This window comes from Pseudoduganella sp. S-14, from assembly GCF_049913285.1.
Lineage (GTDB): Bacteria > Pseudomonadota > Gammaproteobacteria > Burkholderiales > Burkholderiaceae_D > Rugamonas.
The window spans coordinates 5,492,913-5,519,222 of sequence record NZ_CP183991.1; the positions used below are offsets into that span (position 1 = coordinate 5,492,913).

A 26,310-nucleotide genomic window follows, 5' to 3' on the forward strand; every position below is an offset into this window, starting at 1 on the left:
CGGAAGCTCAAGCCGCTTCCTGGGCCCGGGTGTACAGCGCCACCTGGGCCGCCATCGCCTTTGCGTAGGCGGGGCGCGCCATGCACCGTGCCTGGTAGGCGGCGACCGCCGGGAATTCGTCCAGCAGGCCGCTCGAATCCAGCAGGCGCAATACAGTCGACATCATGATATCGGCAACGCTGAACGTACCGGCCAGGTATTCGCAACCGGACAGCCATGCCTCCAGGTCGCCGAGGCGGCGCTTCGCCATCGCTTCCAACCCGGACCGGCGCGCCTCGACCCACGCTTCTCCTGCATGGAAGACGTCCAGCTCGACGAAGGCTCCAAAATACGGCTCGACCGAATTGAGCGCGGCATACAGCCACATTTCGGCCAGTTGCCGCTCACGGGCGCCGGAGGGCATCAATCCCAGCTTGTCGCCCAAGTGGCGCAGGATCGCTCCGGACTCGAAGATCGACTGGTCGCCATCCAGCAGCAGCGGCACCTGCCCGAACGGCTGCTGCTGACGGTAGGTTGAAGACTGTTGCTCCTCCGGCCCGATGGTCTGCACGGAATACGGCTGGCCTGCCTCTTCCATCGTCCAGCGCACGCGCAAGTCGCGCACGTATCCAACGGCGAAATCGGGAACGGAACGTAAAGTAACCAGGGTGTACATGTGAATCTCCTTTGGGTTGGGGTTTGAACATGTGGCCAGATTACGGAGATACATAATATGTTCAAGAACATAATTTGAATCGGACGCATAATGCGAACCGAGGAGGAAGAACCCATGCCTTACACCGCTGAGCACAAGGAACGCACCCGCAGCAAGATCGTCGAATCGGCCCGCAGGCTGTTCAACCGCCACGGCTTCGAGCAGGTATCGATCGAAAACATCATGTCCGGCGCCGGCCTGACACGCGGAGGTTTCTACAACCACTTTGACAGCAAGGATGAACTGTACGCCGCAGCCGTGGCCAGCTTCGCCACCTGCAACCCGTTCCGCGAGAAAGTCGCCAGCTCGCCCGCTGCCGGCCAGCGCGAGATGGCGCGGCGCCTGGTCAACCTCTACCTGAGCGACGAAGTGCTGGAAGATATCGAAAACCACTGTCCACTGTACGCCTTGCCGAGCGACGTGGCCCGCGCCGGACTGTTGCCACAGCGCGCTTACACAGACCTGATTCGCAACCTGACGCGCATATACGAACATGCGCTAAAGGATTTCAGCGACGGCGCGCAGCGCGCTCAGGCGATTGTGGCGCTTTGCGTCGGCGGCATGGTGCTGGCCCGCACCACGGACGATCCCACGCTGCGCGCCACCCTGCGCGCGTCGGCGCGCCAGCAAGCCCTGGCGCTGCTCGGCACAAACTGACCGTCGCGCAGCACCGGCCAGGAAGCTCTGCTATCGCTCCGGCCCTGCCGTAGCGGCCCGCAACGTTTAAGGCTTGATCTCCGTTCCAAGCAATTTAAGGAACTGCGCCATCCACTGCGGATGCGCAGGCCAGGCGGGTGCGGTCACGAAATTACCGTCGGTGACCGCCTGGTCCATCTCGACCGAGACATACTCGCCGCCGGCCGAACGCACTTCCGGCGCGCAGGCCGGATACGCCGAGATGCGCTTGCCCTTGATGACATCCGCTGCCGTCAGGATCTGCGCACCGTGGCAGATCGCCGCGATCGGCTTGCCCGCCTTGGCGAATTCCTGCACCGTTTCCAGTACCCGCGGGTTGAGGCGCAAATATTCCGGCGCCCGACCGCCGGCGATCACCAGTGCATCGTACGCTGCAGCACGAGCGTCATCAAAGCTCGCATTCAGTGCGAACTGGTGGCCAGGCTTTTCGGTATAAGTCTGGTCGCCTTCGAAATCGTGGATCGCGGTCTTGATCTTCTCGCCCGCCTTCTTGCCCGGACAGACCGCATGCACCGTATGCCCGATCATCTGCAGCGCCTGGAACGGCACCATGGTTTCATAGTCTTCCGCAAAATCGCCCGTCAAAAACAGGATCTTCTTGATTGCCATTCCGATCTCCTAGTTAAAACTTGCATGACGAAATGCGCTCATGAGGTGTAGCGCGACTAACGAGGATAACATCGCGCGCCGGCATCCGCCGGCAATGGCGCGTATGATCGAAATACCTCCTTTCACGCCACAGGTGCAGTTTTGCTGAAAATCGGCTTCCTGCTGCCGCCGGGCTTCCAGATCATGGGACTGGCCGCAGCTTCCGCCTTCGAGCTGGCCAACACCACTGCGCAAGAGCGCCTGTACGGCATTGGCCTCTATTCAGCACGCGGTGGCCCGGTTGCCAACTCGTTCGGCGTATCCGTAGAAACCCAGCCGCTTGCCCGGCGCCGGCTGGACACCCTGCTCGTCTGCGGCCTGGTGGCCCCTGCGCCTAGCGACCCGCAGCTGTTGGAACGCTTGCGTGCAGGTGCCAGGCTTGCCCGCCGCACCGCATCCGTCTGCACCGGCACTTTCCTGCTTGGCGAAGCGGGGCTGATCGATGGCAGGCACGTAACAACGCACTGGCTGTTTGCCCGCCAGCTGCAACAGCAATTCCCTGCCGCGCGTGTCGATCCGGACCGCATTTTCATCAACGACGGCCCGGTCTGGACTTCGGCCGGGATGAGCACCGGCATCGACCTTGCGCTCGGGCTCATCGAGGCGGATTTCGGTGCTGGACTCGCGGCAGCCGTGGCGAAAAAGCTGGTGGTCTATCACCGTCGTGCGGGCGGACAGTCCCAGCACTCGGCCCTGCTGCAGCTTGGCGCCAGGTCTGACCGCATCCAGCGCGTACTCGAATATGCCCGCAACAACCTGGACTCCGTGCTATCGGTCGCCGAGCTGGCCGAAGCCGCCCACCTCAGCCCGCGCCAGTTCAGCCGCGCTTTTACGACTGAAACCGGCCAGTCACCGGCCAAGGCGATCGAGCAGCTGCGACTGGAAGCAGCGCGCCTGATGGTCGAGCAAAGCCGGCACACCATCGAGGAAATCGCCGCAGAGACAGGTTTCACCGATACGGAGCGCATGCGGCGCGCCTTCCTGCGCGCCTATGGCCAGCCGCCGCAAGCATTGCGCCGCCTGGCCCGCATGTCCTGAAAGGAGGGATTTACGGCATTTACGCCACCGTCCGCGGAACCTATATTGAAGGCATCCCGCATACCACGCCAAGGAACACCAATATGTCCGCGCTCAAGAAAGCAATCGCCGCCGCTGCAAGCACCCTTGTATTGGCCAACGCTACCGCCCAGGAAATCGACCACGTAACGCTTAGCCCCGATATCACCGTGCGCCGGATGATCATCAAGAATCCAGCCGCCAAAGGCACGGTACTTCTGCTGCACGGTTTTCCGGAAACTGTTCTCACCTGGCGCTACCTCGCGCGGGACCTGGGGCGCGACTATGAGGTCCACGCCTTCGACTGGCCCGGCTATGGCCAGTCGTCCCGCCCTTCCGCCGACAAATTCGGCTATGCGCCGCGAGACTATGCTCAGGTCGTTAGGACCTACATCGAGCAGGCGGGCATTGACCGCACAAGGCTCGTGATCTATGCCACCGACATCGGCGGCCTGCCGCCGTTGCTGGCCGCGCTGGAGCAACCGGATATCGCAAAGAAAATCATCGTCGGCGACTTCGCCCCGCTCGACCGGCCGCAATACATGTCCGACCGCCTGCGCAGCCTGAAAGCTCCGGCAAGCGCAGAAGCAATCCGCGACGCGATCAACCAGAACCGCGACGAGATCATCGAAAACACCTTCCGCCGCGGCCTGGACGCCAGCGAACAATTCATTGTAGCTGCTGATTTCAAGGCCGACATGCTGGCCGGCTGGACGCACGGCAGCGTGAGTACAGGCGACGCTTTCTACCACTACTACTCGCACTTTACCCGCGACCAGCAGTATTTCGAAGCCAACCTGGCACGCCTGAAGACGCCGGTCCAGGTGGTGTGGGGCGAGAAAGACATCTATATCGACAAAAAAATGGGCGAAGAATTCGCAGACAGGTCAGGCAAGCCGTTCGTCCTCTTGCCCAAGCTTGGTCACTATCCCCATCTGCAAGCGCCGCAACAAGCCAGTCGCGAAATCCGCGCGGCGTTTGATTGAGCCTGCGCTCAAGGGGTCACTTCAACACTTCGGCAGCATCGACGATCTCCACGCCCTGGAGCTGCGAAAGCCATTGGTCAAACCATGGCTTATGCGCAGCACCGACAATGGACAGCACGCGCGCACCCGGACGTTCGCGGAAGGTCTCGCGGATATTGGCCACCATGCGCAGGTTGCGGATCTCCCATCCGCCAACCCAGATCTGCGGATATCCTTCCGTTGACTTCGCTCGCATCGGCCCGACGACGTTTGCTTCGGCGTGGATGCGCATGCTTTCCGGCGTGTTGATGAAGCGGTACAACGGCAACATATCATTCGTCTGCGACAAAGCCTCCTCCTGCTTGCGGCGCACGTTCATTTCGGCGCTGCTTGAGGACCAGGCAGCCTCCAATTGTTTGATGAAAGACTTCATGTCCGGCAGGTCGATGCGGTCGCCGGTATGGTTATCGACCGAATAGACGCGCTGCAGGCCAAGCCTCGCAGCCAGGGGCGCCGCGATCAGGCTGTCCTCACTCTTGCGCTTCTCAAGCTTTTCCAGCATCGCCACCAGGGCCGCATCCAGGCTATCGCCCGCGCGGCGCTCGGCAGCAGGCAACGACAGCCATTGCACCAGCGCCGAGGCCGGCTCATTCGCCGCCAGGAACGCTGCTGCCAGGCGCCTGCGTTGCGATGGAGACGGCTGCGCAGGCCAGGCCTTCAACGTCTTATCCACTTCTGCCAGCGCGGCCGGCACATCGAGACCGGTGGCAGCCTTCGCCGCATCAGTCTTGGGACACCAGTCCGGCCCGTACTTTGCAGGATGCCGTGCCGCGAGATCGCAATCCTCGCCGGGCTCGTCCTCGACAGTGATGATATCGGGCTTGTAGCCTGCCAGGCGGTCGAGAACGCCGTCCAGCGAAGCAGCCTTGAATGCCGCAGGCATGCCACGCAGGTGCACCGTGCCCAGCACCATTACTTGCGATCTCGGCCCAGCCATGTCGCGATCGAGCTTCGTCAAGTCAACCTGTGCTTGCGCCATCACTGGCGAAGCCACAGCCAGCCCACACACCACCTTTTTCCATACGCCCATTGCACTCCCCTGTCGCTTGATAGGAATGCCGATTCTAGGATCGCGCGCGCGTGCGCGCGCTCGCTATCCGACAGACTGCAGGATCAGGCGCATGAACTGCAATTACCGGCGAGCTCCCCCGGCGCTGAACATCAGGGACAACTTGCCACCGTTTTTGCTGCCGCAGCTGCGCTTGGCCTGCTCGGGTGTGAGGGTCCCCTCGAACGAAGCTTCGCGCGGCGGCCCAGCCACGGGCAATGTCACTGACATGCCGGCGCCTTCGTACATAACGATCTGCGGCAACTCCTTGCCATCCGGACCTTCAGGATTAAAGACGTCGACTTCAACGGCATGTCCACTCATGCTGAAACGGCAATCGCCTGCACGCTGCTCATAAACGTAATCGAAAGAGCGCTCGCCCTTCCTGTCTTTATTGATGCGGCCAATGCTCAACGAATGCTCGACGCCCGCCGCAGTCTGGCTGAGGCGCGTGTCGCCGCCGATCGCACCCGAATACCAGGCCAGCTTGCCTGCGGCATCCTTGGAGATCACGAACCACTGGCCGGCATTGGTAGCCGCGAATACCGGCTCGCCCGGCACCAGTTGCAACGGGCTCTCTTTTCCGCCGGCTGGCGAGATGAGGGTCAGCTCCGCCGCCTTGCGTTTTTCGTCGCAAGGTTTGCGCAAAGCCAACACGTCCGCGCCGAAGTCGGCAATCGAACTCGTTTCGCAGAATTTGCTTGGGAAGCTGCTCAGCGAAACCTGCTTGCCCTCGGCACTGGTCACGGCCAGCGTCGACTCGGGGTTTTCATACCCCAGCGAATAGACCGCACCTTGCTGGGAAATGCCGGCCACCACTCTATGTGGTTCCTTTTTGAAGGGACGCATGCTCCATGCGTAGCCACCATTCGCCAGGATCCGCGAACTCGCATAGTTGTCGATCCAATTCTCTTTCACCACTTTAGCGGCGACGAACGGGCCGGCAACGTGCACGTTATCTCCGACAAAGCGCGCCTCGGCACCGCTGATGAAAGCACCTGTTTTCCGGACATTCAGCTTTCCCTCGTTCAGGCGCCGGTCCAGCGCAAGCGTAAAGAAGGAGTAATACTCAAAGCTGTCATCTTCGTCCTTGATATAGCCAGCAACTTGCACGCCATTGGCAGAAACGCCCAACGCATGGCCGTAGCTATTACGCCCCTCGATAACAAGCCGCTTCTTGCCAAGCTGCTTCCCCTGCATGTTGAATTGGTACAGGTAGACGAGGCCCTGGTTCAGTGAGCGCGGGAGTTGCGTATTCACGTTTGCCAGAAGGTAGACATTGTCGCCATCGATCGCGCATTGCACTGGATTCAGAGATGCGTAATCATCGGGCACCGGAACGTGCGCCTGTGCGATGACGGTATCGCGCTTCAGGTCGAGCAGCAGCAAGTCGCCAGTGCTCTGCATGGATTCAGGGTCAAAGCGTGCGCCAGCAAGGCAAGCGCGCATATTGTCAGGAGCAAAGCCAACATGGTACGGCGTGAACTTCTTGCTTCCAAACGGAAGGGATGCGGCCATTGCATTGGACAATACAAGGCCAGCCAGAGTGGCTCCAAAAAATCTGATGATATGCATGATCTGCCACCTTTCTATGCATCCGGATGCCATGCTTCGCCGCAGACCTAGCGAGTGTAGTGCAACATGGAAACAGAAAGGGGTTACGAATGATCGTAACCCCTTCTTGTTCTACGCTATTTTGGTAGGCCCTCGCGGAGTCGAACCGCGCACCAAAGGATTATGAGTCCTCTGCTCTAACCAAGCATGAGCTAAGGGCCCTGAGAACCCGGCAGGATAGGGCCAGCGGCCCCATTCGTCAAGTTTAGTTACCTTCCAGGAAACTCTTCAGCTTGTCGGAGCGCGACGGGTGGCGCAGCTTGCGCAGTGCCTTGGCTTCGATCTGGCGGATACGCTCACGGGTCACGTCGAACTGTTTGCCGACCTCTTCCAGCGTGTGGTCGGTGGACATTTCGATACCGAAACGCATGCGCAGCACCTTGGCTTCGCGCGGGGTCAGCGAATCGAGCACATCCTTCACCACACCGCGCATCGAGGCATGCAGCGCTGCGTCCGAAGGCGCCAGCGTGTTGTTGTCCTCGATGAAGTCGCCCAGATGGGAATCGTCGTCGTCACCGATCGGCGTTTCCATCGAGATCGGCTCTTTCGCGATCTTCATGATCTTTCGGATCTTATCCTCTGGCATTTCCATCTTGATCGCCAGGGTTGCCGGATCCGGCTCGGCGCCGGTTTCCTGCAGGATCTGGCGCGAGATCCGGTTCATCTTGTTGATCGTTTCGATCATGTGCACCGGAATACGGATGGTACGTGCCTGGTCGGCGATGGAACGCGTGATCGCCTGGCGAATCCACCACGTTGCGTACGTGGAGAACTTGTAGCCGCGGCGGTATTCGAACTTGTCGACCGCCTTCATCAGGCCGATATTGCCCTCCTGGATCAGGTCCAGGAATTGCAGGCCGCGGTTGGTGTACTTCTTCGCGATCGAAATCACCAGGCGCAGGTTGGCCTCGGTCATTTCACGCTTGGCCTTGCGCGCCTTCATTTCACCGGCCGCCATCTGGCGGTTGATGTTGCGCAGGTCCGGCAGCGGCAGCACGACGCGCGCTTGCAGGTCGATCAGGCGCTGCTGCAGTTCCTTGATGGTCGGGATGTTGCGGCCCAGGATCGCGCTGTAAGCGTGGCCGGCGGCGACTTCGCCATCCACCCATTCCAGGTTGGTTTCATTGCCCGGGAAGACCTTGATGAAGTGGGCGCGCGGCATGCCGCACTTGTTCACCGCTACGTCGAGGATCTGCTTCTCGATATGGCGCACTTCATCGACCTGGCCGCGCAGGGTGTCGCACAGCTTCTCCACCACTTTGGCGGTGAAACGGATACCCAGCAGCTCGGCGGAAATCGATTCCTGCGCCTTCAGGTAGGCTTTCGAGTTGTAGCCATCCTTCTCGAAGGCCTTGCGCATGCGCTCGAACTGGTTGGCGATATTGTCGAACTTGTCGAGGGAAGCCTGCTTCATGGCTTCCAGCTGCTCGGCGGTGTAGCCGGCTGCCGCGCCGCCTGGGCTGGCTGCTTCGTCCTCTTCCTCTTCGTCCTCTTCTTCCTCGTCCTCGTCCGTCTCTTCTTCGTCGGAAGCTGCAGCTGCGGCCGTGACGTTTTCGCCCTCCTCATCGACCAGGCCATCGACAATTTCGTCGATCTTGATCTCGTCGATGCGGATGCGTTCGGACGTGGCGAGGATCTCGGCGATCGTCACCGGGCAGGCGGAAATCGCCTGGATCATGTCGCGCAGGCCGTCTTCGATACGCTTGGCGATTTCGATCTCGCCTTCGCGGGTCAGCAGCTCGACCGAACCCATTTCGCGCATATACATGCGGACCGGGTCGGTGGTGCGGCCGAAGTCGGAATCGACGGTGGACAGCGCGGCTTCCGCCGCAGCCTCGGCTTCGTCGTCGCTGGTGACAGTGGCGACGTTATCGGACAGCAGCAGGGTTTCCGCATCGGGCGCGTGTTCGTACACGGCGATGCCCATGTCATTGAAGGTGCCGATAATGCCTTCGATCGCTTCCGGATCGACGATATTTTCCGGCAGGTGGTCGTTGATTTCAGCGTACGTGAGGAAGCCGCGCTCCTTGCCGAACTTGATCAGCGTTTTGAGCTTCTGGCGGCGGCGTTCGAGTTCCTCTTCCGTTGCCTCGGTGTCGGACGAGAACGCATCCTTCAGCAATGCCTTTTCCTTGGCCTTGCGATCCTTGGCTTTCGCCTTGTCCGCAGCCTTCATCTCGGCACGCTCAACAGCGTTCAGTGCTGCAACCTCGTCGTTTTCCGGCGTGAATTCCTTCGGCTTGCGGCCACGGCGTCCCGGCACCTTGACGGTTGGCAGCACATATCCGGAAGTGTCGATGGCAGCCAGGGCGGCTGCGTCCGTTGTCTGACTAACCACCGGCGGTGCCTTGGTGACGCGAGTAGCCGGCTTATCAGCCGACTTCGTCGCAGGCTTGGCGGTCACTTTGCGAGGCTTTTCAGCCGCTTTGGTTTCAGGTTTCTTTGCTGGCACAGGCGCTTTCGGGAATAGTTAAGTCCACTACAAACCGCAACAACTACTACTGTAACTTACTGAAAACAAACGAAAAAACAGACCCGCTAAATATTGCAATATTTAGCATTTTATTATAGCACGCCACTTTACAATTACCAGACGGGAAGGTTTGCGTGCGTGCAGGCAATTACCTCGGACTTAAATCAGCTTCAGCTTCCTTCCGCAATTGATCTTGCTTGGCGGTAATTTCGCGGTAGCGTACCCCAATCTCCTCAGAAGACAGACCTGCCGAAAATAGCTGGTCCAGCTCCTGTTTTAAAGCATCCATCTTCAAGTGGCGCACGGTAGCCAGCAGCCACAAACGTTCGCCTTCGATATCCGGCTCCGGCGCAGCGGCAATCTCGCCGATGAGCGCATCATAATCGCTGCCCGTTTCTTTCACCAACTGGCAGAAAGCAGCGAAACTGCCCTGCTCTCCCAGCGATTGGGCCTGCACCATCAGCCAGACCAGGCGCTCGGCGGCTTCCTGGCCGAAATGGCTGAAGGCCAGCAGCGCCTCATCGTCCAGTTCCAGCGCCAGCGTCGGGTGCGTCAGCACCACGCGGATCAGCTTCAATTCCAGCCCAACAGGCTGTTCGCGGCGACTACGCGGCGGTGCAACCTTGCTGGCAGCCACCGGCTTGGCCAGCTCAAACAACTGCTCAATCTCGCCCGGCGTGCTCTGCGTCATGGTCGCCAGGCCGCGCACGATCTGCAGGCGCAGCGAGGTCGGCGGCATGGCCTGCAACAGCGGCTTGGCGTCGAACTGGACGCGGGCCCGGCCCTCAGGCGATGTTAAATCATGCTCGCCCGCCGCCTCGCGCAGCAGGAACTGCGACAACGGCATGGCTTCATGCACCTGCTGTTCGAACGCCTGGGCGCCATATTCGCGGATATAGCTGTCCGGGTCGTGCTCAGCCGGAAGGAACAGGAACTTGATCGTCTTGTCATCCGACACGTGCGGCAGACAGGCTTCCAGCGCACGCCGTGCAGCGCGGCGGCCGGCCTTGTCGCCGTCGAAACTGAAGATCACGTTGTCGGTTTGACGCAACAACTTCTGGACGTGGGTCGTGGTGCAAGCGGTTCCCAGCGTCGCAACCGCCTGGGGAAAGCCCATCTGGGCCAGCGCCACCACGTCCATATAGCCTTCCGTCACCAGCACATAACCCGCATCGCGGATCGCCTGGCGCGCTTCGAACAAGCCATACAGCTCCGAGCCCTTTGAAAATAAAGGCGTTTCCGGAGAATTCAAGTACTTGGGTTCACCCTGGTCCATGATGCGGCCGCCGAAAGCGATCACCTGGCCCTTGATATTGCGAATAGGGAACATTACCCGCTCGCGGAAGCGGTCATAACGCTTGCTGCGCTTGCCATCCTCATCCACGTTCTGGATGATCAGGCCGGCTTCCACCAGGACCGGGTTTTCATAGTCAGGGAATACGGCTTTCAGGCTGTCCCAGCCGCCAGGCGAATAGCCGAGCGCAAAGCGGGCCGCGATTTCACCGGTCAGGCCACGGCTTTTCAGGTAGCCAATCGCCTGCGGCGCCAGGCGCAGCTGGGCGCGGTAAAACTCGTTAGCCTTGGTCATTGCTTCGGACAAGGCCATGGATTGCTGCTGCTGGGCAGCACGCTGGGCAGGCGGGATCTTGTCGTCCTGCTCCGGCACCACCATGCCGACGTTCTGGGCCAGATCCTTGACGGCATCGACGAAACCCATGCCCGAGTACTCGATCAGGAAGCCGATGGCCGTACCATGGGCGCCGCAGCCAAAGCAATGGTAGAACTGCTTGGTCGGGCTGACGGTAAAGCTCGGGGATTTTTCGCTATGGAACGGGCACAAGCCCTGGTAATTGGCGCCGCCCTTTTTCAACTGGACGTAGCGCCCCACCACATCGACGATATCGACGCGGTTCAGCAGGTCGGCAATAAATGACTGTGGAATCACGAGGCTGAACGGTATTTGTTATAAATCAGACTATACCGCCGCGCGCGATGGGCATTTGATTCACCTCAACACACGCGGCCCACGATATGGCTGAACTCGTGTCCCACCATGGGGTCACACCCCATGGTGGGACACGAACTCGGCTGTAGATTATGCCGGGGTGAGGGCCTTCTTGACCAGTGCGGACACCACGGTCATGTCGGCGCGGCCGGCCAGCTTGGGCTTGACGATGGCCATGACCTTGCCCATGTCCTGGGGACCGGCGGCGCCGGACTCGGCTACGGCTGCTTTCACTTCGGCGGCGATTTCTTCATCGGACAGGCCGGCAGGCATGTAGGCCACCAGCACGGCCAGCTCGGCCTTTTCGATGTCGGCCAGGTCGGCGCGGCCGCCGGCTTCGAACTGGGTGATGGAATCCTTGCGCTGCTTGATCATCTTTTCAACAATGGCCACGGTCTGGGCGTCGTTGACTTCGATCTGCTCGTCCACTTCCTTGCGCTTGATCTCGGCCAGGATCAGGCGGATGGTGGCCAGCTTGCCGGCTTCCTTGGCGCGCATGGCGGCTTTCATGTCATCAGTAATCTGGGCTTTCAGGCTCATCGCTACCTCAAAAGTGTGCGTGGAAAAAGGAAAACCCGCTGCGGCCTGGACCGGAGCGGGTTGAAACTCTGGCGTGGCATCCGTGGCGATCAGTGCGCCTGCAAGAATGCCCAACGAGAGCTGAATTAGTACAGCTTCTTAGGCAGTTGCTGGCTGCGGATGCGCTTGTAGTGACGCTTCACGGCAGCTGCCAGCTTGCGCTTGCGCTCTGCGGTTGGCTTTTCGTAGAACTCGCGTGCGCGCAGTTCGGTCAGCAGACCGGTCTTTTCGATGGTGCGCTTGAAGCGACGCATTGCGACTTCGAACGGCTCGTTTTCTTTAAGGCGGATAGTAGTCATGTAAAAATTCAAACCGTTAGGGTTCAGGAAAGACAGCGATATTAGCAGGTTTTGCTCAAAAATGGAAGAGACAATAGACGCCAAACCGGCCACTCAGGCGGTTCCGAAGGGGATATCGACGTCTTTCGCGGGCAATATTTCAGCCCAGCTAACATCATGAATCCGGCGGAAAATGCGCTGCCGGAATTAGGATGATATCAGATCGCGAGGCCAGCAGCCACTCCGGATGCCCAGGCCCACTGGAAGTTGTAGCCGCCCAGCCAACCGGTCACGTCGACTGTTTCACCAATGAAGAACAGGCCGGGCACATTCTTGCACTCCATCGATTGCTGGGACAGTTCGCGCGTGTCCACGCCGCCGCGCGTGACCTCGGCCTTGCGGTAGCCTTCCGAGCCATTGGGGGTGATGGTCCACTGGTTGACGGCGCGGCCGAGCTTGCGCAGCGTGTCGTCCTTCATGTCGGCAATGCGCGCTTCGGGGTCCAGGCCCTGCACTTGCAGCAAGCCTTCCGCCAGGCGCGCCGGCAGCCACTGCGACAGCAGGTTGCCCAGTTGCTTCTTCAGCGTACCCTTCCCTTCGATCAGGGTCTGGGCCAGGTCCATTTCCGGCAACAGGTTGATCGTGATCGGCGTGCCGGGCTGCCAGAACGAGGAAATCTGCAGGATGGCCGGGCCGCTCAGGCCGCGGTGGGTGAACAGCAGGTCTTCGCGGAAGCGGGCGCCGGCCGGGTTGCGGCCTTTCAGCGAGCCGGTTTCCACGTCCACTTCCAGCGAGACGCCGGCCAGCGGCACAAACGGCGCCCATTCCTCGGCGTCGAAAGTCAGCGGCACCAGGGCAGGACGCGGGTCCACCAGCTTGAGCCCAAAATGCTTGGCCACGCGATAGCCGAAGTCGGTCGCACCAATCTTCGGGATCGACAGGCCGCCGGTCGCCACCACGACAGCGCCAGCATGGATCTCGCCTTCGTCAGTCTGCAGCACGAAGCCGGCGCCATTCTGCGCCACGGCCTGCACCTTGGTCGGCATGCGCCAATGCACGCCACCATCGGCGCACTCGTTGCGCAGCATGTCGATGATTTGCTCGGCGGAGTCGTCGCAGAACAGTTGTCCTTTATGCTTTTCGTGGAAGCCGATACGGTGCTTCTTCACCATCGCCAGGAAATCATGCGGCGTGAAGCGCGACAGCGCGCTCTTGGCGAAGTGCGGATTCTCGGAGAGGAAATTGGCAGGGCCGGCGTTAATATTGGTGAAGTTGCAACGACCACCGCCAGAGATGCGGATCTTCTCCGCCAGTTTCCCGGCGTGATCGAGCAGCACCACGCGTTTGCCACGCTTGCCGGCCGTCGCGGCGCACATCATGCCCGCCGCGCCTGCGCCGATTACCGCTACATCGTACTGATTTGCCATTTCCTGCCGCCCTGCCTTGAGACCAAACCCACCATTTTACAGGAGGGCGGCGCCAGCAGCGAGCGAACGGGCGACATCTTTGCAGTGGCCCACCTGCTGGATAATCGAATCCGGCACGGGGATTTCACCACGCAGCACGGCCTGGATCCAGGCAGCGGTCGACTCTGCGCTTTTATCCTCCGGCAGCTCGGGCAGTTTTTCGACCAGCGTCTGCTTTTCAACCAGCACGGTGCGCTCGCCGCCGTGGAACCAGTCGATCTTCTGCGCCTTGTTGGCGTTGGCGACGGTCTCGCCTTCCGTGCCGCGCATCAGGAAGGCGTGGCCTTTGTTCAGGGTGAAGAATTCGCCAAGCGACTCGAGGTATTCCGGGTGGGTGTAGGACACCAGGCGCAGTGCAGGCCCGGCAAACGGCTGCATGATCTTCACCAGCGTATGGGTCGAGTTGCGCACGCCGAGGATGCGGCGCAGCGACAGCATCCACGCCAGGCGCGGCGCCAGTGCGTCGATGGTGATGAAGGCAACGCGCCCATCCACCAGCGCCGCCTCCGCCGCTGCATGATCGGGCGAAGCATGCACGCCCAGTGCTTCGAATACTTCCGCCGTCGCGACGCGTCCAACGTCGTGCGCCACGCCATGCACCAGCACCGGGACGCCCTCGCGCGCCAGCAGCAGCGCCAGCAACGCGGTCAGGTTCGCCATCTTGCGGGCGCCGTTATAACTCGGAATCACCACCGGCGCGAACTCGCCTGCAGGCGCGCGCAATTTTTCGAACGAGGCTTCGGAAGCTTCCAGGAAGCCTTCCAGCTCGTCCACCGATTCGCCCTTGATTCGCATTGACAGCAGGATGCCGCCCAGCTCAAGGTCCGTTACGCGCCCATCGAGAATCGCGCCCCACAATTCGCGCGCCTGCTCGCGGTCCATGCTGCGGGCGCCCTTCGCGCCCCGGCCGATCTCCTTGATGTACGGAGCGGCGTGGAAAGGTAGTTTAGTCGTCATTCAGCCAGTTTACGGCATTTCGGCTACACTGTTAGACCCAAGAAGCAAAACTGAAGCAAGAAGCAGACTGATCATGATTGCCCAAAACCTTGAAAACATTAACGTTACCTCGTTCGCATCCATGCCTACCCCAGAGGAGCTGCATGCGAAACTGCCGCTGACCGACAAGGCTTCCGAGACCGTCACCAAGGGCCGCGCCGACCTGCGCGCCATCCTGGAGCGCAAGGACAAGCGCCTGTTCGTCGTGGTGGGCCCTTGCTCCATCCATGATCCGGTCGCGGGCCTGGACTATGCGCGCCGCCTGAAAGCGCTGCAGGAAGAAGTCAAGGACACCATGCTGCTGGTGATGCGCGTGTATTTCGAAAAGCCGCGCACCACCACCGGCTGGAAGGGCTATATCAACGATCCGTATATGGACGATTCGTTCCGCGTCGACGTCGGCATGGAAAAGGCGCGCCAGTTCCTGCTGGACGTATGCGAACTCGGCCTGCCGACCGCCACCGAGGCGCTGGACCCGATCTCGCCGCAGTACCTGGGCGACCTGATCGCCTGGACCGCCATCGGCGCCCGCACCACTGAATCGCAGACCCACCGCGAAATGTCGTCGGGCCTGTCGACGCCTGTGGGCTTCAAGAACGGCACGGACGGCGACATCGGCATCGCGATCAACGCGATCCTGTCGGCGGCGAATCCGCACGCCTTCCTGGGCATTAACAGCCAGGGTAATGTGTCCGTCGTGCGCACGCGGGGCAATCCGCACGGCCACGTGGTGCTGCGCGGGGGCGACGGCCGGCCTAACTATGATTCCGTGTCGGTGGCGATCGCGGAACAATCGCTGCAGAAGGCCAAGCTGCCGGCCAATATCGTGATCGACTGCTCGCACGCCAACTCGTACAAGAAGCCGGAACTGCAGCCGCTGGTGATGACCGATGTGGTGAACCAGATCGTGCATGGCAACCAGTCCGTCGTCGGCGTGATGATCGAGTCGAATATCGTAGCGGGCAACCAGAAGATTCCTTCGGACCTGTCCGAGCTGAAGTACGGCTGCTCGGTGACCGATGCCTGCATCGACTGGGATACCACGGTCCACATGCTGAAGGAAGCGGACCGCGAACTGCGCGCCCGCCCTTAAACCGGCAAACCGGTGTCTGACCCACGGGGTCAGACACCCCGCCTGGGGGCGACACTGAATTACCGGTTTTAAAAGCGCCAGCTTCCTTCGACCCGGATCTCGGACTTGACCGAGCGCGCCAGGAAGCACTCTCCATGCGCTTCATGGTGCAGCCGCTCCAGCTCCGCATCCGTCGGCGCTTTCTCCCCCGAGAAGGCGACCATCGGCTTCAGCGTCACCACGCTGATCCAGCCGTCCTCCATCTTCCCTTCCGCCCCATCGACATAGCTGTCGACCACATAGCCATCGCGCGCCGCCAGGCTAAGGAACCACAGCATATGGCAGCTCGATAGCGAAGCCACATACGCCTCTTCCGGATCCACCGCGGAAGGATCGGACAGCGGCACCCGCACCACATGCGGCGACGACGATCCCGGCACCACCGTGCCGCCGTCGAAGGTCCACTTATGCAGCCGGCTGTAACGGTTATCGGTGAACCTGGCATCGTGGCGATGCCAGGCAACTTCCGCGGTATGAATGCTCATATCAGGCTCCCAAGGGTAGAAACTGCAAGCTTTTCGGTTTCGCGCAGGTGCTGCGCCAGCATAGCGCAAGCGCCATCCGGGTCACCCGCCCGCACCAGCGCGATCAGTCGCTGGTGCTCTTCGTTCCAGCCGGGCCGGCGCGCCTCAGGCCCCAACTGCGCCAGGTAGAAACGCTCGACCGATGCGCGCAGGCTGGCCACCATTTGCTGGCTGCGCAGGCGCCCGCCCGGCGCATAAAGCTCGTCGTGAAAAGCGCGGTCAAGCCGCAGCCATTCCAGCGGCGCCGTTTCGCCATCCAGTTCATGCTGGATGGCTTCCAGGCGGCGCAGGCTGCGCTCCGTATGCAAAGGCACCGCACGCCGCAGCACATCCGTCTCCAGCAGCACGCGCAGGTCGAACAGCTCATGCAGCTCGTCCGCGCCAAGCGTGGTGACATACGCGCCGCGGTTCGGCTCGATCTGCACCAGGCCCTCGGACTGCAGGGAATTGAGCGCTTCGCGCACGGGAATGCGGCTGGTGCCGAATTGTTCGGCCAGTTCGGCCTGGCGCAGCACGGCGCCGGGCGCCAGCTTGCCGCTGCTGATGTCGGCGCGCAGGGCCGCCAGGATGGCCGGACCGCCTTGCGCACGGGGTGGGGGTGTCTTCATGCGGTAAATTGTATACACGTATACCAATCATTGCAAGCGGGCTTTCCATTACAATGGCGGATTGCCCTTTACCCTTTTGTGCATTCCCATGATCGTTCTCGGCGTTGAATCCTCCTGTGACGAAACCGGCCTGGCCCTGTATGACACGGAGCGCGGCCTGCTCTCGCACGCCCTGCACTCGCAGGTGGCGATGCACGAGGAATACGGCGGCGTGGTGCCGGAACTGGCCTCGCGCGACCATATCCGGCGCGCGATTCCGCTGCTGGAACAGGCGCTGGGCAAAGCCGGCCTGCAGGCCGGCGAGATCGACGCTATCGCCTATACCCAAGGCCCGGGCCTGGCCGGCGCCTTGCTGGTCGGCTCGGCCATCGCCTGCTCGCTGGGCATGGCGCTGGACAAGCCAGTGCTGGGCGTGCACCACCTGGAAGGCCACTTGCTGTCGCCACTACTGGCCAGCGAACCGCCGGAGTTCCCTTTCGTGGCGCTGCTGGTATCGGGCGGCCATACGCAACTGATGCGCGTGGACGGCGTCGGCCAGTACCAGCTGCTGGGCGAAACACTGGATGATGCGGCGGGCGAGGCCTTCGATAAATCGGCCAAGCTGCTCGGCCTGGGCTACCCTGGCGGCCCCGCCATTTCGCGCATGGCCGAATTCGGCGACCCGGAAGCCTACAAGCTGCCGCGCCCCATGCTGCACTCGAAGGATTTGATGTTCTCCTTCTCCGGCTTGAAAACAGCCGTGCTGACGGTGGTGAACAACAACGGCGGCGCTGCCAATGTCTGCGAACAGGACAAGGCTAATATCGCGCGCGGTTTCGTGGATGCGATCGTGGATGTGCTGACAGCTAAATGCCTGTCCGCGCTGAAGCAGACGGGCCTGAAACGCCTGGTGATCGCCGGTGGCGTAGGCGCGAATGCGCAACTGCGCGCGTCGCTGAACGCGGCGGCGAGGAAGAAGCACTTCAAGGTCTACTACCCGGAACTGGAATTCTGCACCGATAACGGCGCAATGATTGCCTTCGCCGGCGCCATGCGCCTGCAGATCAATCCGCAGGCGGCGCAGCGGGACTATTCCTTCAACGTCCGTCCACGCTGGCCGCTGGACGAACTGCGGGTCATTTGATCAGGCGAGCAGCCAGGCGCTCAGGCCCACCAGGGCCAGCAGGCCGGCTGCGATACCGGTACGAAGGCCGGTGTGGTTCATCTGCTGGCGCACCAACTCGTGGCGGTTCGGCTTGTCTTCCCGCTTTGCTTCTTTGTTAACTTCGTGCTGCTGTACTTCGGTACTCATCAAGTGTCTCCGTTTGTATAGACCACCAATGTAGCAGCAGAGTCGCCCCGCTGCCACACTTTTGCACATTGCTATGCAGCAAAACGTTGTGCCGGGTGTCCTTGTCGCTGGTAGAGGAATTCCAGAACGCTTGTCCGATAGTCAAGATACAGCGGATCTTGCGCCAGAGCCAGCCTGTCGCGCGGGCGTTCCAGCCGTACTTTGACGACGCCGCCGATGGTGGCGGCCGGGCCATTTGTCATCATGACAATGCGATCGGACAGCAGCACGGCTTCATCCACATCGTGCGTCACCATCACCACGGTGGCCCCCGTCGCAGCGACGATGCGCATCAATTCGTCCTGCAGCTGGGCCCTTGTCAGCGCATCGAGGGCGCCGAAAGGCTCGTCCATCAACAGCACCTTCGGTTCCATCGACAGCGCGCGGGCGATGCCGACGCGCTGCTTCATTCCACCTGAAATTTCATTGGGCCGCTTGCCGCCGGCCGCCGCCAGCCCCACCAGTTCCAGCGCCTTCCAGGTGCGCTCCTCCAGTTGCACGCGCAACTCCTTGCCGCCGAAGACACGCTCCACTGCGAGGTAGATGTTCTCGAAGCAGGTCAGCCACGGTAGCAGTGAATGATTCTGGAACACCACCGCGCGCTCCGGGCCCGGCCCGGCGATCTCGCGTCCGCTGCACACCAGCACGCCGCCGCTGGGCCGGTTCAGGCCCGCGATCAGGTTGAGCAGCGTCGACTTGCCGCAGCCCGAGTGGCCGATCAGGGTAATGAACTCACCCTGCTCGACCAGCAGGTTGATATCGCTCAGCGCGTGGAACTGGCCAAAGCGCATGTCGACCTTGCTGATATCGATAAATCTGGACGTCATCTCATTTCTCCTCATAGCTGAAGGCCCTGGCCAGGGCGACCAGCGCCAATTCAAGCAGCAGGCCGACCACGCCGATCACGCCGATGGCGATCAGGATGTGCGGCACATTCAGGTTATTCCACTCGTCCCACACCCAGAAGCCGATGCCCACGCCGCCGGTCAGCATTTCGGCAGCGACGATCACCAGCCATGCGGTGCCGATGGCGAGACGCACGCCGGTCAGCATGTACGGCAGCACCGATGGCAACAGGATCTTCGTCGCCACCTTCCATTCGGACAAGTCCAGCACGCGCGCCACGTTCAGGTAATCCTGCGGCACGCGCTGCACGCCGACTGCTGTGTTGACGATCATCGGCCAGATCGAGCAGATGAAGATGGCCCAGATCGCGGCCGGGTCGGCGGCTTTGAAAACCAGCAGGCCAATGGGCAACCAGGCCAGCGGCGACACGGGTTTCAGCAGGCTGATAATTGGGCTGAACATGCCATACACGAAGCTGAAGCGGCCAATCAGGAAGCCAAGCGGAATGCCAACCAGTGCCGCCAGTCCGAAGCCCAGCGCCACCCGGCGCAGCGATGCGAGGATATTCCAGCCTATGCCCTGGTCGTTCGGACCCTTGCGATAAAACGGATCGGCAAACAGCTTCACCGCTTCATGCCAGGTCTCGAGCGGCGACGGAAAGCCGGTATTGCGTACCGCCAGGATTTGCCAGGCCAGCACCAGCAGCGCCAGGCCAAGCAGCGGCGGCAGCACCTTCATGACGAAGGGCCGCAGCCGCCCGCCCTCCGGCGCCAGGCGCACGCCTTTTGCCGCCAGCCGTGCACGGCGCGATGGCGCGGCCGCCACCTCGGCCGCCGCACCAATACCCGCCTGCGCCAGGGCCGCGGCTGCGCTTTCGTGCGCCGTGCCGGCGCCACCAATCGATTCGTAGACTGCACTCATACGCCCTCCCTTCACGCCTTGATCTTGAACGAGTCGGCATACGCCTTGGGATTCTTGCCATCCCAGACCGTGCCATCGATCATCTTCACGCTGCGCAGCGGCGACTTCGGCGCGTTCACCTTTGCCATGCTCGCGCCGTCCTTGTAGACCTCAATCTGGTTTATCTGGGCAGCCACCGCCAGATAATCCGGCTCCGCCTTCAGCAAGCCCCAGCGCTTCTGCTGCGTCAGGAACCACATACCGTCGCTCAGGTAGGGGAAGTTCACCGCGCCGTCATTGAAGAACTTCATGTAATTCGGATCGTCCCAGGTCTTGCCCAGTCCATTCTGGTAGCGCCCCATGATGCGCTGGCCGATCACGTCGACCGTGGTATTGACGTAGGATTTGTCGGCAATGGCTTCGGCCATCTTCACCTTGTTCGACAAGGACGCATCGATCCAGCGTCCTGCTTCCAGCACGGCTGCGACCAGCGCACGCGCCGTGTTGGGATACTTCTTCACCCATTCCGCACTGGTACCCAGTACCTTCTCCGGATGATCGCACCAGATATCCTGGGTGGTGGTGGCCGTGATCCCGATGCCGTCCACGATCGCGCGATGGTTCCACGGTTCGCCCACGCAAAAGCCATCCATGTTCCCGATCCGCATATTGGCCACCATCTGCGGCGGCGGCACGGTGATCATCTTCGCGTCCTTCATCGGATTGATGCCGTAGGCCGCGAGCCAGTAATACAGCCACATCGCATGCGTGCCAGTCGGGAATGTCTGCGCAAAAGTGTATTCGCGCGGTTCCGCGTGCATCAGCTTTGCCAGCGATGCGCCATCGACCGCGCCCTTGTCGGCAAGCTTCTTTGACAGCGTGATCGCCTGCCCGTTGTGATTGAGGTTCATCAACACGGCCATGTCCTTCTTCGGGCCGCCGGCGCCAAGGTGCACGCCATACACCAGCCCATACAGCACATGGGCTGCGTCGAGCTCACCGTTCACCAGCTTGTCGCGCACGGAGGGCCAGGACGCCTCCTTGCTCAAGACGATCTTGATGCCGTACTTCTTGTCGAAGCCCAACAGGGACGCCATCACGACGGAGGCGCAGTCGGTGAGAGGAATGAAGCCGACTTTGACTTCCTCTTTCTCCGGCTTGTCGGAGCCGGCAGCCCAGGCGTAGTTCGATAAGGCTGTCGCAGCGCCGGCAGCAAGCAGGCGGCGGCGGGTAAGGCTGAACGTGCGATCCATCTCTATCCCCAGTGAGTAAATAATGGGGATACTGCAAGCGCCGTGCCACCCCGTTTACACAGGAGCCATGGTGGAAATGCGGCACCGCGATTGTGCACCGCACCAACTTAGCGCTGTCAGCGCACCGGGTGAAGCCTCGGATCGGTGCGCAAGCGTTCGGCCATCAGGTCCACGAAGCTGCGGATGCGGGTCGAGCCGCGGCGGCTGTCGCGGTGGATGATATGGATGGGCACTGCCGGCGTGGCGTACTCCTGCAGCACCTCCACCAGTTCCCCCGCATCGAGCAAGGCGGCCGCCTGGTAGGACAGCAAGCGCGCAATGCCAAAGCCGCTGCGCACCGCCTCGATGGCCGAATCGTTATTGTTCACGCCCAGCCGCGGCTTGACCCGCAGCGATTGCGTCCTGGCGCCATCCTGGAAACGCCAGTCCGGCGGCACGCTCGATCCGGACGAGGCGACGATGGTGTGCTGCTCCAGTTCCTGCGGCGTGCGCGGCGCGCCGTGCCGCGCAATATAGGCAGGCGAGGCGATGATCATGCGCCGCACCTGCCCGACCGCAATTGCGCGCATGCTCGAATCGGGCAGCTCGCCGATGCGGATGCCGACGTCAATTCCCTCTTCAAGCAAGTTGGTCACGCGGTCGACGAAGACAGTGGAAATATCCATCGCCGGATAGCGCTGCAGGTAATCGACAATGCCCGGCACCACGTAGAGCCGTCCAAACAGCACCGGCGCCGTTACGGTAAGGTGGCCGCGCGGCGCGGCGTTGATGCCGGCCACGGCATCGTCGGCCTCATCGACTTCCGCGATGATGCGGCGCGCATCATCGAGGTAGCGCTCGCCGGCTTCCGTTACGCGCACATGGCGCGTGGTGCGGTCCAGCAGCCTGGCGCCCAGCCTTTCTTCCAGCGCCGCCACAGCGCGCGTAACGGCTGGCGGCGACATGCCGAGGCGGCGCGCCCCTGCCGCGAAGCCCTGCTCCTCGGCCACGGCCACGTAGACAGTCATCAGATAAAGGCGGTCCATTTGCGTCTCACCATGAATTCGATAAAGTACCGCACGCGCATCGGCATGCGGCTGCGCTGCGGATAGTACATGTAAACTGCCGCATTCGCCTTTACATGGGCCGGCAGCAGGTGCACCACCTGGTACACCGTCCCGCCCTGCCCTTTCAACTCCCAGGCGCGCTCGGATACAACTCCTGGAATTCGCGCAGCAGCGGCGCCAGCCCCCCGTGCCCAGCGAGGTAGGCGCGGCGACGCGGATCATGCCGTCCACCGCCTCGCGGCCGTTCTGCACGTGGTCCAGCGCCTCGACTTGAAGGAGCAAGATCATGGCAGACAAAGCCTGGTTCATCGCTGGCGCCTCCCGCGGCTTCGGCCTGCTGATTGCCCGCGCCGCAATCGCGCGGTTTGGCCGCATCGACGTGCTGGTGAATAACGCCGGCTATGGCATCCTCGGCGCCGTCGAAGAGACTTCGGCGGCAGGCCGCTTAAGTCCCCGGGAGCCTGGTGCCGCAGCTCTTGCAGAAACGCGCCGACTGTTCATGGTCTCCGGCCAGGCAGCCGGCGCAAGTGCGATTCGAGCGGCGCTGCTGGCTGATTTCGGCACTGATGATGCCCGTCGGGACCGCGAGAATGCCCCATCCAAGCAGCATCATGATGGAGGCAATGGCACGTCCCAGGTCCGTCTTCGGCACCAGGTCGCCAAAACCCACGGTAGTCACCGCGGAAATTGCCCAGTACACTGAAGTCGGAATGCTCGTGAAGCCATGTGCCGGCCCTTCCACCACATACATGACGGTCCCCAGCAGGAACACAACCATGAACACCACCGACAGGAAGATCAGGATCTTGCGCCGGCTGGCCAGCAAGGCACGGCCCAGCATGCCGTACTCCTCGATGTAGAGCGTGAGCTTGAGGATACGGAACATGCGCAGCAGGCGCAGGATTCGCACATTGAGCAGCACATGCACTCCCGGCACAAACAGCGCCATATAGCTTGGCAGCACCGCCAGCAGATCGATCATCCCGAAAAAGCTGCGTGCATAGCGCAGCGGATGCCGCACGCACAGCAAGCGGCCGGCATATTCGATGGTGAACAGCACCGTAAACAACCACTCTGCCGCAAACAGCCAGTCGCCATAGTCGCGCGCCACTTCCGACACGCTGGCCAGCACCACCGTCGTCACGCTAAGCAGGATGGCCCCGATCAGCGCCAGGTCGAAGGCCAGGCCGGCCGGCGTGTCGGACTCGAAGATCACGGCATAGAGTTTTTCGCGCCAGCCCCCTTCCGGACGGCCAAAGCGCTGGTGCGGATCGTAGGACTTCATTGCGCGCTCCTAAGCAGGTCGGCGCGCGGCATGCCCCATGCCGGCACGCTGAACGGGCACTCGGGCTTCGCCGCCAGCAGCAAGGTGGTGAAGTTGCCGCGCGGCGTGGTGGCGAAGCGCAGGTCGCTGGCCTGGGCCTCGTCCACCGCCGGCATGCGCGCAAAGCGCAGCCATGCCTTGAGCTGGCAATCGGTCGCCACGCGCGCGCGCAAGGCCGCCACGTCACCCTGCCACGAGCCGGAAACCAGCACGCCCGGAACGGTACCGGCCATTTCCTGCGCCGCGTCGGCCGCCAGCGCCGCCGGACAATCGCGCGGCGGCAGCAGCGCCGGCGCAAGGCTCAAATGCCCGCGCCGCAACTGGTAAGTCTTCCCGTCCGACTCGATCGAGGTGAAGCTCCAGCAAAGGGGTTGTGAAGGGAAGGCAGTCAGCGCAACATCAAGCACGCGCGCCTGGGGATCCTGCAGCACCAGCGCCGCAGTAACCGCCTGCCGTGCCTTGTACGATGCCGACGCCTGGATGCCGACAAACGCCAGCACCAGGCCAAGCGCCAGCAGCAGCGCCCGCCGGCTCTGCATATGCATGAAGCGCAGGGCCGCCACCGCCGCGCCCAGCGCGACCAGCGATGCGAACGAGAGCCAGCCAAGGTAGCCATGCATCGTCACATACAGCAGCACCACCGGCAGCACGGATAGCAGCACGATGCGCATGCGCCGCGAAGGGGCAGCCATCGCCAGCGGCACGCCGAACGCCACCCAGAACACCGGCTCGATGATGTAGACCATGTCGCCGAAATACCAGGTCCCGCTAAACGGATAGAAAGGATGGACGCCATAGTTATTCATGAAATCCATGCCGAGGTGCAGCAGGAAGCCGGCGGCCACCGCCAGTAGCAACCCGCGCCGCGCGTCACGACTCTCCCGCAGCAGGGCCCGCGCATTCGGCCACAGCCCCCACAGCAAGGCAAGCAGCAAAACTGCCTGCGGCAGCAGGTAAAGCAAGGTATGCGTATGTCCCCGGTGATGCAGCAGGTAGCCCAGCGGAGCCGGTGCCAGCCGTGTGAAAACGAGGTCAAGGTCCGGGAAATTGCTGGCGAGGGCGCAGGCCGTCAACAGCAAACGATGCCGGGTCTGGTGCCTCCCAGGATCAGCCTCGGGCGGCAACGAGCGCTGAACCAGCTCACCAATCCCGAGGCCAACCACGCCATGAGTAATGTTATCCATGCTTGATGAAAGTCGGGGTCAGATCTGGCAATCCGCCAAAAAGCGACGCTTTTTGGCGGATTGCCAGACCTCGTATATTGAATCTGCACCTTTGGAAGAAGATATTAGGATTCTGAAGGCGGCGGGGCAAGGTCTCACCGAACAGAGTGGAAGCCATTGAGCTTGTGGGTCAGATAGGTGACCTTGCCCACTTGTTCATCTGGACGCCGGACGGTATCTTAGGTCGCCCCTTGGGTAAGCCTGCATACGAGAAAGGTGGACGAGATGAATACGCCGGTCGTAGGGATTGATGTCAGCAAGCGTAAGTTGGATGTAGCCTTGCTAGTTGATGGCAAAGTCAAGGCGAAAGCAGTTCCGAACTCCCAAGAAGGATTCGCAGAGCTGGAAGTCTGGCTGAACAAGCAGAAGATTTCTCTGCTGGAAACCCATATTTGCCTTGAGTCGACAGGCGTCTATAGCGAACCTATCGCCCTGTATTGGTTTGACAAAGGGATTAAAGTCAGCTTGGTCAATCCGAACTGCATCAAAAGTTTTGGCAGCAGCGAGAATATCCGCAACAAGAACGACCAAGTTGATGCTGGATTAATTGCTCGCTACTGTGCAGCGATGGCGCCGCCATCTTGGGATGCGCCATCACGTGAACAGCGCCAGTTACGGGCCTGGGGCAACAGGCTGACTGCACTTCAAGATATGCGCCAGCAGGAGTTGAATCGTTTAGAAGCGCATGAAACAGCCAAACAACAGGATGTTATCCCTCATGTCCAGGCTCATATCAAATGGCTGGATGCGCAAATTGCGCAAATAGCACGGGATATCGACGATCACATTGACCGCCATCCAGGGCTTAAACAGGATGCAGAGCTCATTGAAAGCATTCCCGGGCTAGGCCGTACGACAGCGGTAAAGGTCTTAGGCCACGTGGGGGATGTTCGGCGCTTCGGAAATGCGAAGGCGCTTGCAGCGTTCATCGGGGTCACACCCAGGCAACGACAATCCGGAACCTCAATACGAGGCCGGACAATGATGACTCGTATGGGGAACAAACACCTGCGAGCAGCTTTATTCCTGCCAAGCCTCGTTGCAAAACGTCACAACCCTATCCTGAAGCAGTTTGGCCAACGTTTAGAGGCCAACGGCCTCTCCAAAATGGCCGTCGCCGGCGCAATTATGCGCAAGTTAGTGCACTTGATTTACGGGGTAGTTAAGTCAGGCAAGCCCTTTGACCCGAAATACATGGAAAAAAGGCTTGCCGTCCAAGACGGTATCTGACCCCGACTTTCCGACTTTCAAAATTAATGTTGGACCTCGACGCCGTGCCAGAACGCGATGCGGTCCTTGATGTTGTTGGCCGCTTCTTTCGGCGTGGGGTAATACCAGGCGGCGTTGGCGTTCACCTTGCCATCCACCACCACGTTGTAATAACTGGCCACGCCCTTCCACGGACACAGCGTGGTATGCTGGCTCGGCTGGAGATAGTCCTTCCTGACCCGCGATGGCGGGAAATAGATGTTGTGCTCGACGATCTCGACTTCGCTGCTATCGGCTTCCGCAATCACGGCGCCATTCCAAATTGCCTTCGGCATGC

26 protein-coding genes, 1 tRNA gene and 1 pseudogene are annotated in these 26,310 nt (G+C 61.4%); 7 read left to right on the forward strand and 21 right to left on the reverse strand.

Translation table 11 applies throughout. The annotated features are described in order from the left end of the window. Positions 1 to 7 precede the first annotated feature (7 nt). Entirely contained in the window at positions 8 to 655 is a 648-nt protein-coding gene (locus ACN9MZ_RS25275; protein WP_426339589.1) for a glutathione S-transferase family protein, read from the reverse strand. Positions 656 to 769: 114 nt separating this feature from the next. On the opposite strand from ACN9MZ_RS25275, the gene ACN9MZ_RS25280 reads away from it, so the two are divergent. Beyond that, complete coding sequence (locus ACN9MZ_RS25280) at positions 770 to 1,351, forward strand: TetR/AcrR family transcriptional regulator (RefSeq protein WP_426339590.1); 582 nt, start codon at positions 770 to 772, stop codon at positions 1,349 to 1,351. Positions 1,352 to 1,417: 66 nt separating this feature from the next. Here the strand turns inward: ACN9MZ_RS25280 and ACN9MZ_RS25285 are convergent, their stop codons facing one another. Next, entirely contained in the window at positions 1,418 to 1,999 is a 582-nt protein-coding gene (locus tag ACN9MZ_RS25285) for a DJ-1/PfpI family protein (protein WP_426339591.1), read from the reverse strand. Positions 2,000 to 2,140: 141 nt separating this feature from the next. On the opposite strand from ACN9MZ_RS25285, the gene ACN9MZ_RS25290 reads away from it, so the two are divergent. Next, positions 2,141 to 3,076 (forward strand): GlxA family transcriptional regulator, encoded by a 936-nt coding sequence (locus tag ACN9MZ_RS25290; protein WP_426339592.1) that lies wholly within the window; start codon positions 2,141 to 2,143, stop codon positions 3,074 to 3,076. Between the two features lie 83 nt (positions 3,077 to 3,159). After that, positions 3,160 to 4,080, forward strand: a complete 921-nt coding sequence (locus tag ACN9MZ_RS25295) for an alpha/beta fold hydrolase (protein ID WP_426339593.1) — start codon at positions 3,160 to 3,162, stop codon at positions 4,078 to 4,080. Positions 4,081 to 4,096: 16 nt separating this feature from the next. Here the strand turns inward: ACN9MZ_RS25295 and ACN9MZ_RS25300 are convergent, their stop codons facing one another. The 9 genes from ACN9MZ_RS25300 to ybiB form a co-directional block, all read right to left on the reverse strand. Then, positions 4,097 to 5,149 (reverse strand): DUF5694 domain-containing protein, encoded by a 1,053-nt coding sequence (locus tag ACN9MZ_RS25300; protein WP_426339594.1) that lies wholly within the window; start codon positions 5,147 to 5,149, stop codon positions 4,097 to 4,099. 102 nt (positions 5,150 to 5,251) lie between these two features. Then, positions 5,252 to 6,742, reverse strand: coding sequence for a hypothetical protein (locus ACN9MZ_RS25305; protein WP_426339595.1), 1,491 nt, complete (start codon positions 6,740 to 6,742; stop codon positions 5,252 to 5,254). A 122-nt stretch (positions 6,743 to 6,864) separates the two neighbouring features. Next, positions 6,865 to 6,943: transfer RNA gene (locus ACN9MZ_RS25310), tRNA-Ile, on the reverse strand. Positions 6,944 to 6,986: 43 nt separating this feature from the next. Next, the gene (rpoD, locus tag ACN9MZ_RS25315) at positions 6,987 to 9,233 is read right to left on the reverse strand and encodes an RNA polymerase sigma factor RpoD (protein ID WP_426339596.1); all 2,247 of its coding nucleotides are present in this window, start codon (positions 9,231 to 9,233) and stop codon (positions 6,987 to 6,989) included. A gap of 169 nt (positions 9,234 to 9,402) precedes the next feature. Beyond that, on the reverse strand, positions 9,403 to 11,199 hold the full coding sequence (dnaG, locus tag ACN9MZ_RS25320) for a DNA primase (RefSeq protein ID WP_426339597.1): 1,797 nt from the start codon (positions 11,197 to 11,199) through the stop codon (positions 9,403 to 9,405). Positions 11,200 to 11,349: 150 nt separating this feature from the next. Further along, positions 11,350 to 11,799, reverse strand: coding sequence for a GatB/YqeY domain-containing protein (locus ACN9MZ_RS25325; RefSeq protein ID WP_426339598.1), 450 nt, complete (start codon positions 11,797 to 11,799; stop codon positions 11,350 to 11,352). A gap of 125 nt (positions 11,800 to 11,924) precedes the next feature. Further along, the gene (gene rpsU / locus ACN9MZ_RS25330; protein ID WP_005665410.1) at positions 11,925 to 12,137 is read right to left on the reverse strand and encodes a 30S ribosomal protein S21; all 213 of its coding nucleotides are present in this window, start codon (positions 12,135 to 12,137) and stop codon (positions 11,925 to 11,927) included. 197 nt (positions 12,138 to 12,334) lie between these two features. Next, on the reverse strand, positions 12,335 to 13,543 hold the full coding sequence (locus tag ACN9MZ_RS25335; protein WP_426339599.1) for an NAD(P)/FAD-dependent oxidoreductase: 1,209 nt from the start codon (positions 13,541 to 13,543) through the stop codon (positions 12,335 to 12,337). Positions 13,544 to 13,579: 36 nt separating this feature from the next. After that, complete coding sequence (ybiB, locus tag ACN9MZ_RS25340; RefSeq protein WP_426339600.1) at positions 13,580 to 14,539, reverse strand: DNA-binding protein YbiB; 960 nt, start codon at positions 14,537 to 14,539, stop codon at positions 13,580 to 13,582. A 73-nt stretch (positions 14,540 to 14,612) separates the two neighbouring features. Between ybiB and ACN9MZ_RS25345 the strand changes: the two genes are divergently transcribed. Further along, entirely contained in the window at positions 14,613 to 15,671 is a 1,059-nt protein-coding gene (locus ACN9MZ_RS25345; protein ID WP_426339601.1) for a 3-deoxy-7-phosphoheptulonate synthase, read from the forward strand. A 68-nt stretch (positions 15,672 to 15,739) separates the two neighbouring features. Here the strand turns inward: ACN9MZ_RS25345 and ACN9MZ_RS25350 are convergent, their stop codons facing one another. Both ACN9MZ_RS25350 and ACN9MZ_RS25355 read right to left on the reverse strand, forming a co-directional pair. After that, positions 15,740 to 16,195 (reverse strand): OsmC family protein, encoded by a 456-nt coding sequence (locus ACN9MZ_RS25350; protein ID WP_426339602.1) that lies wholly within the window; start codon positions 16,193 to 16,195, stop codon positions 15,740 to 15,742. Next, entirely contained in the window at positions 16,192 to 16,842 is a 651-nt protein-coding gene (locus ACN9MZ_RS25355) for a GntR family transcriptional regulator (RefSeq protein ID WP_426339603.1), read from the reverse strand. Before ACN9MZ_RS25355 ends, ACN9MZ_RS25350 begins: the two co-directional genes overlap by 4 nt. An 88-nt stretch (positions 16,843 to 16,930) precedes the next feature. On the opposite strand from ACN9MZ_RS25355, the gene tsaD reads away from it, so the two are divergent. Further along, complete coding sequence (gene tsaD, locus ACN9MZ_RS25360; protein ID WP_426339604.1) at positions 16,931 to 17,965, forward strand: tRNA (adenosine(37)-N6)-threonylcarbamoyltransferase complex transferase subunit TsaD; 1,035 nt, start codon at positions 16,931 to 16,933, stop codon at positions 17,963 to 17,965. Here tsaD and ACN9MZ_RS25365 read toward each other — a convergent pair whose 3' ends face one another. From ACN9MZ_RS25365 to ACN9MZ_RS25385, 5 genes are all read right to left on the reverse strand, one after another. After that, positions 17,966 to 18,133 carry a hypothetical protein gene (locus tag ACN9MZ_RS25365; RefSeq protein WP_426319195.1) on the reverse strand — a complete coding sequence of 56 codons (168 nt, stop codon included), beginning with the start codon at positions 18,131 to 18,133 and terminating at the stop codon, positions 17,966 to 17,968. It abuts the gene before it with no gap. Positions 18,134 to 18,204: 71 nt separating this feature from the next. Then, a complete protein-coding gene (locus tag ACN9MZ_RS25370; protein WP_426339605.1) occupies positions 18,205 to 18,999 on the reverse strand; it encodes an ABC transporter ATP-binding protein in 795 nt (264 codons plus the stop codon). Between the two features lies 1 nt (position 19,000). Then, on the reverse strand, positions 19,001 to 19,939 hold the full coding sequence (ntrB, locus tag ACN9MZ_RS25375; protein WP_426339606.1) for a nitrate ABC transporter permease: 939 nt from the start codon (positions 19,937 to 19,939) through the stop codon (positions 19,001 to 19,003). An 11-nt stretch (positions 19,940 to 19,950) separates the two neighbouring features. Beyond that, on the reverse strand, positions 19,951 to 21,171 hold the full coding sequence (locus ACN9MZ_RS25380) for a CmpA/NrtA family ABC transporter substrate-binding protein (protein WP_426339607.1): 1,221 nt from the start codon (positions 21,169 to 21,171) through the stop codon (positions 19,951 to 19,953). Positions 21,172 to 21,287: 116 nt separating this feature from the next. Continuing rightward, the gene (locus tag ACN9MZ_RS25385) at positions 21,288 to 22,196 is read right to left on the reverse strand and encodes a LysR family transcriptional regulator (protein WP_426339608.1); all 909 of its coding nucleotides are present in this window, start codon (positions 22,194 to 22,196) and stop codon (positions 21,288 to 21,290) included. Positions 22,197 to 22,503: 307 nt separating this feature from the next. On the opposite strand from ACN9MZ_RS25385, the pseudogene ACN9MZ_RS25390 reads away from it, so the two are divergent. Continuing rightward, positions 22,504 to 22,653, forward strand: a pseudogene (locus tag ACN9MZ_RS25390) (short-chain dehydrogenase/reductase); the annotation flags it as partial. Positions 22,654 to 22,662: 9 nt separating this feature from the next. Here the strand turns inward: ACN9MZ_RS25390 and ACN9MZ_RS25395 are convergent. Together ACN9MZ_RS25395 and ACN9MZ_RS25400 are read right to left on the reverse strand one after the other, a co-directional pair. Beyond that, positions 22,663 to 23,502, reverse strand: coding sequence for an ion transporter (locus ACN9MZ_RS25395; RefSeq protein WP_426339609.1), 840 nt, complete (start codon positions 23,500 to 23,502; stop codon positions 22,663 to 22,665). Then, complete coding sequence (locus tag ACN9MZ_RS25400; RefSeq protein WP_426339610.1) at positions 23,499 to 24,725, reverse strand: metal-dependent hydrolase; 1,227 nt, start codon at positions 24,723 to 24,725, stop codon at positions 23,499 to 23,501. Before ACN9MZ_RS25400 ends, ACN9MZ_RS25395 begins: the two co-directional genes overlap by 4 nt. 264 nt (positions 24,726 to 24,989) lie before the next feature. Between ACN9MZ_RS25400 and ACN9MZ_RS25405 the strand changes: the two genes are divergently transcribed. After that, positions 24,990 to 25,994, forward strand: a complete 1,005-nt coding sequence (locus ACN9MZ_RS25405) for an IS110 family transposase (RefSeq protein ID WP_426338545.1) — start codon at positions 24,990 to 24,992, stop codon at positions 25,992 to 25,994. 23 nt (positions 25,995 to 26,017) lie between these two features. Here the strand turns inward: ACN9MZ_RS25405 and ACN9MZ_RS25410 are convergent, their stop codons facing one another. Beyond that, positions 26,018 to 26,308, reverse strand: a complete 291-nt coding sequence (locus tag ACN9MZ_RS25410) for a DUF427 domain-containing protein (RefSeq protein WP_426339611.1) — start codon at positions 26,306 to 26,308, stop codon at positions 26,018 to 26,020. Positions 26,309 to 26,310 lie beyond the last annotated feature (2 nt).

Coding starts and splice junctions, on each gene's coding strand:
- ACN9MZ_RS25275 (WP_426339589.1), bottom strand. CDS start 655: ATGTACACCCTGGTTACTTTACGTTCCGTTCCCGATTTCGCCGTTGGA.
- ACN9MZ_RS25280 (WP_426339590.1), top strand. CDS start 770: ATGCCTTACACCGCTGAGCACAAGGAACGCACCCGCAGCAAGATCGTC.
- ACN9MZ_RS25285 (WP_426339591.1), bottom strand. CDS start 1,999: ATGGCAATCAAGAAGATCCTGTTTTTGACGGGCGATTTTGCGGAAGAC.
- ACN9MZ_RS25295 (WP_426339593.1), top strand. CDS start 3,160: ATGTCCGCGCTCAAGAAAGCAATCGCCGCCGCTGCAAGCACCCTTGTA.
- ACN9MZ_RS25300 (WP_426339594.1), bottom strand. CDS start 5,149: ATGGGCGTATGGAAAAAGGTGGTGTGTGGGCTGGCTGTGGCTTCGCCA.
- ACN9MZ_RS25305 (WP_426339595.1), bottom strand. CDS start 6,742: ATGCATATCATCAGATTTTTTGGAGCCACTCTGGCTGGCCTTGTATTG.
- ACN9MZ_RS25325 (WP_426339598.1), bottom strand. CDS start 11,799: ATGAGCCTGAAAGCCCAGATTACTGATGACATGAAAGCCGCCATGCGC.
- rpsU (WP_005665410.1), bottom strand. CDS start 12,137: ATGACTACTATCCGCCTTAAAGAAAACGAGCCGTTCGAAGTCGCAATG.
- ACN9MZ_RS25335 (WP_426339599.1), bottom strand. CDS start 13,543: ATGGCAAATCAGTACGATGTAGCGGTAATCGGCGCAGGCGCGGCGGGC.
- ybiB (WP_426339600.1), bottom strand. CDS start 14,539: ATGACGACTAAACTACCTTTCCACGCCGCTCCGTACATCAAGGAGATC.
- ACN9MZ_RS25345 (WP_426339601.1), top strand. CDS start 14,613: ATGATTGCCCAAAACCTTGAAAACATTAACGTTACCTCGTTCGCATCC.
- ACN9MZ_RS25350 (WP_426339602.1), bottom strand. CDS start 16,195: ATGAGCATTCATACCGCGGAAGTTGCCTGGCATCGCCACGATGCCAGG.
- ACN9MZ_RS25355 (WP_426339603.1), bottom strand. CDS start 16,842: ATGAAGACACCCCCACCCCGTGCGCAAGGCGGTCCGGCCATCCTGGCG.
- tsaD (WP_426339604.1), top strand. CDS start 16,931: ATGATCGTTCTCGGCGTTGAATCCTCCTGTGACGAAACCGGCCTGGCC.
- ACN9MZ_RS25365 (WP_426319195.1), bottom strand. CDS start 18,133: ATGAGTACCGAAGTACAGCAGCACGAAGTTAACAAAGAAGCAAAGCGG.
- ACN9MZ_RS25370 (WP_426339605.1), bottom strand. CDS start 18,999: ATGACGTCCAGATTTATCGATATCAGCAAGGTCGACATGCGCTTTGGC.
- ntrB (WP_426339606.1), bottom strand. CDS start 19,939: ATGAGTGCAGTCTACGAATCGATTGGTGGCGCCGGCACGGCGCACGAA.
- ACN9MZ_RS25380 (WP_426339607.1), bottom strand. CDS start 21,171: ATGGATCGCACGTTCAGCCTTACCCGCCGCCGCCTGCTTGCTGCCGGC.
- ACN9MZ_RS25385 (WP_426339608.1), bottom strand. CDS start 22,196: ATGGACCGCCTTTATCTGATGACTGTCTACGTGGCCGTGGCCGAGGAG.
- ACN9MZ_RS25395 (WP_426339609.1), bottom strand. CDS start 23,502: ATGAAGTCCTACGATCCGCACCAGCGCTTTGGCCGTCCGGAAGGGGGC.
- ACN9MZ_RS25400 (WP_426339610.1), bottom strand. CDS start 24,725: ATGGATAACATTACTCATGGCGTGGTTGGCCTCGGGATTGGTGAGCTG.
- ACN9MZ_RS25405 (WP_426338545.1), top strand. CDS start 24,990: ATGAATACGCCGGTCGTAGGGATTGATGTCAGCAAGCGTAAGTTGGAT.
- ACN9MZ_RS25410 (WP_426339611.1), bottom strand. CDS start 26,308: ATGCCGAAGGCAATTTGGAATGGCGCCGTGATTGCGGAAGCCGATAGC.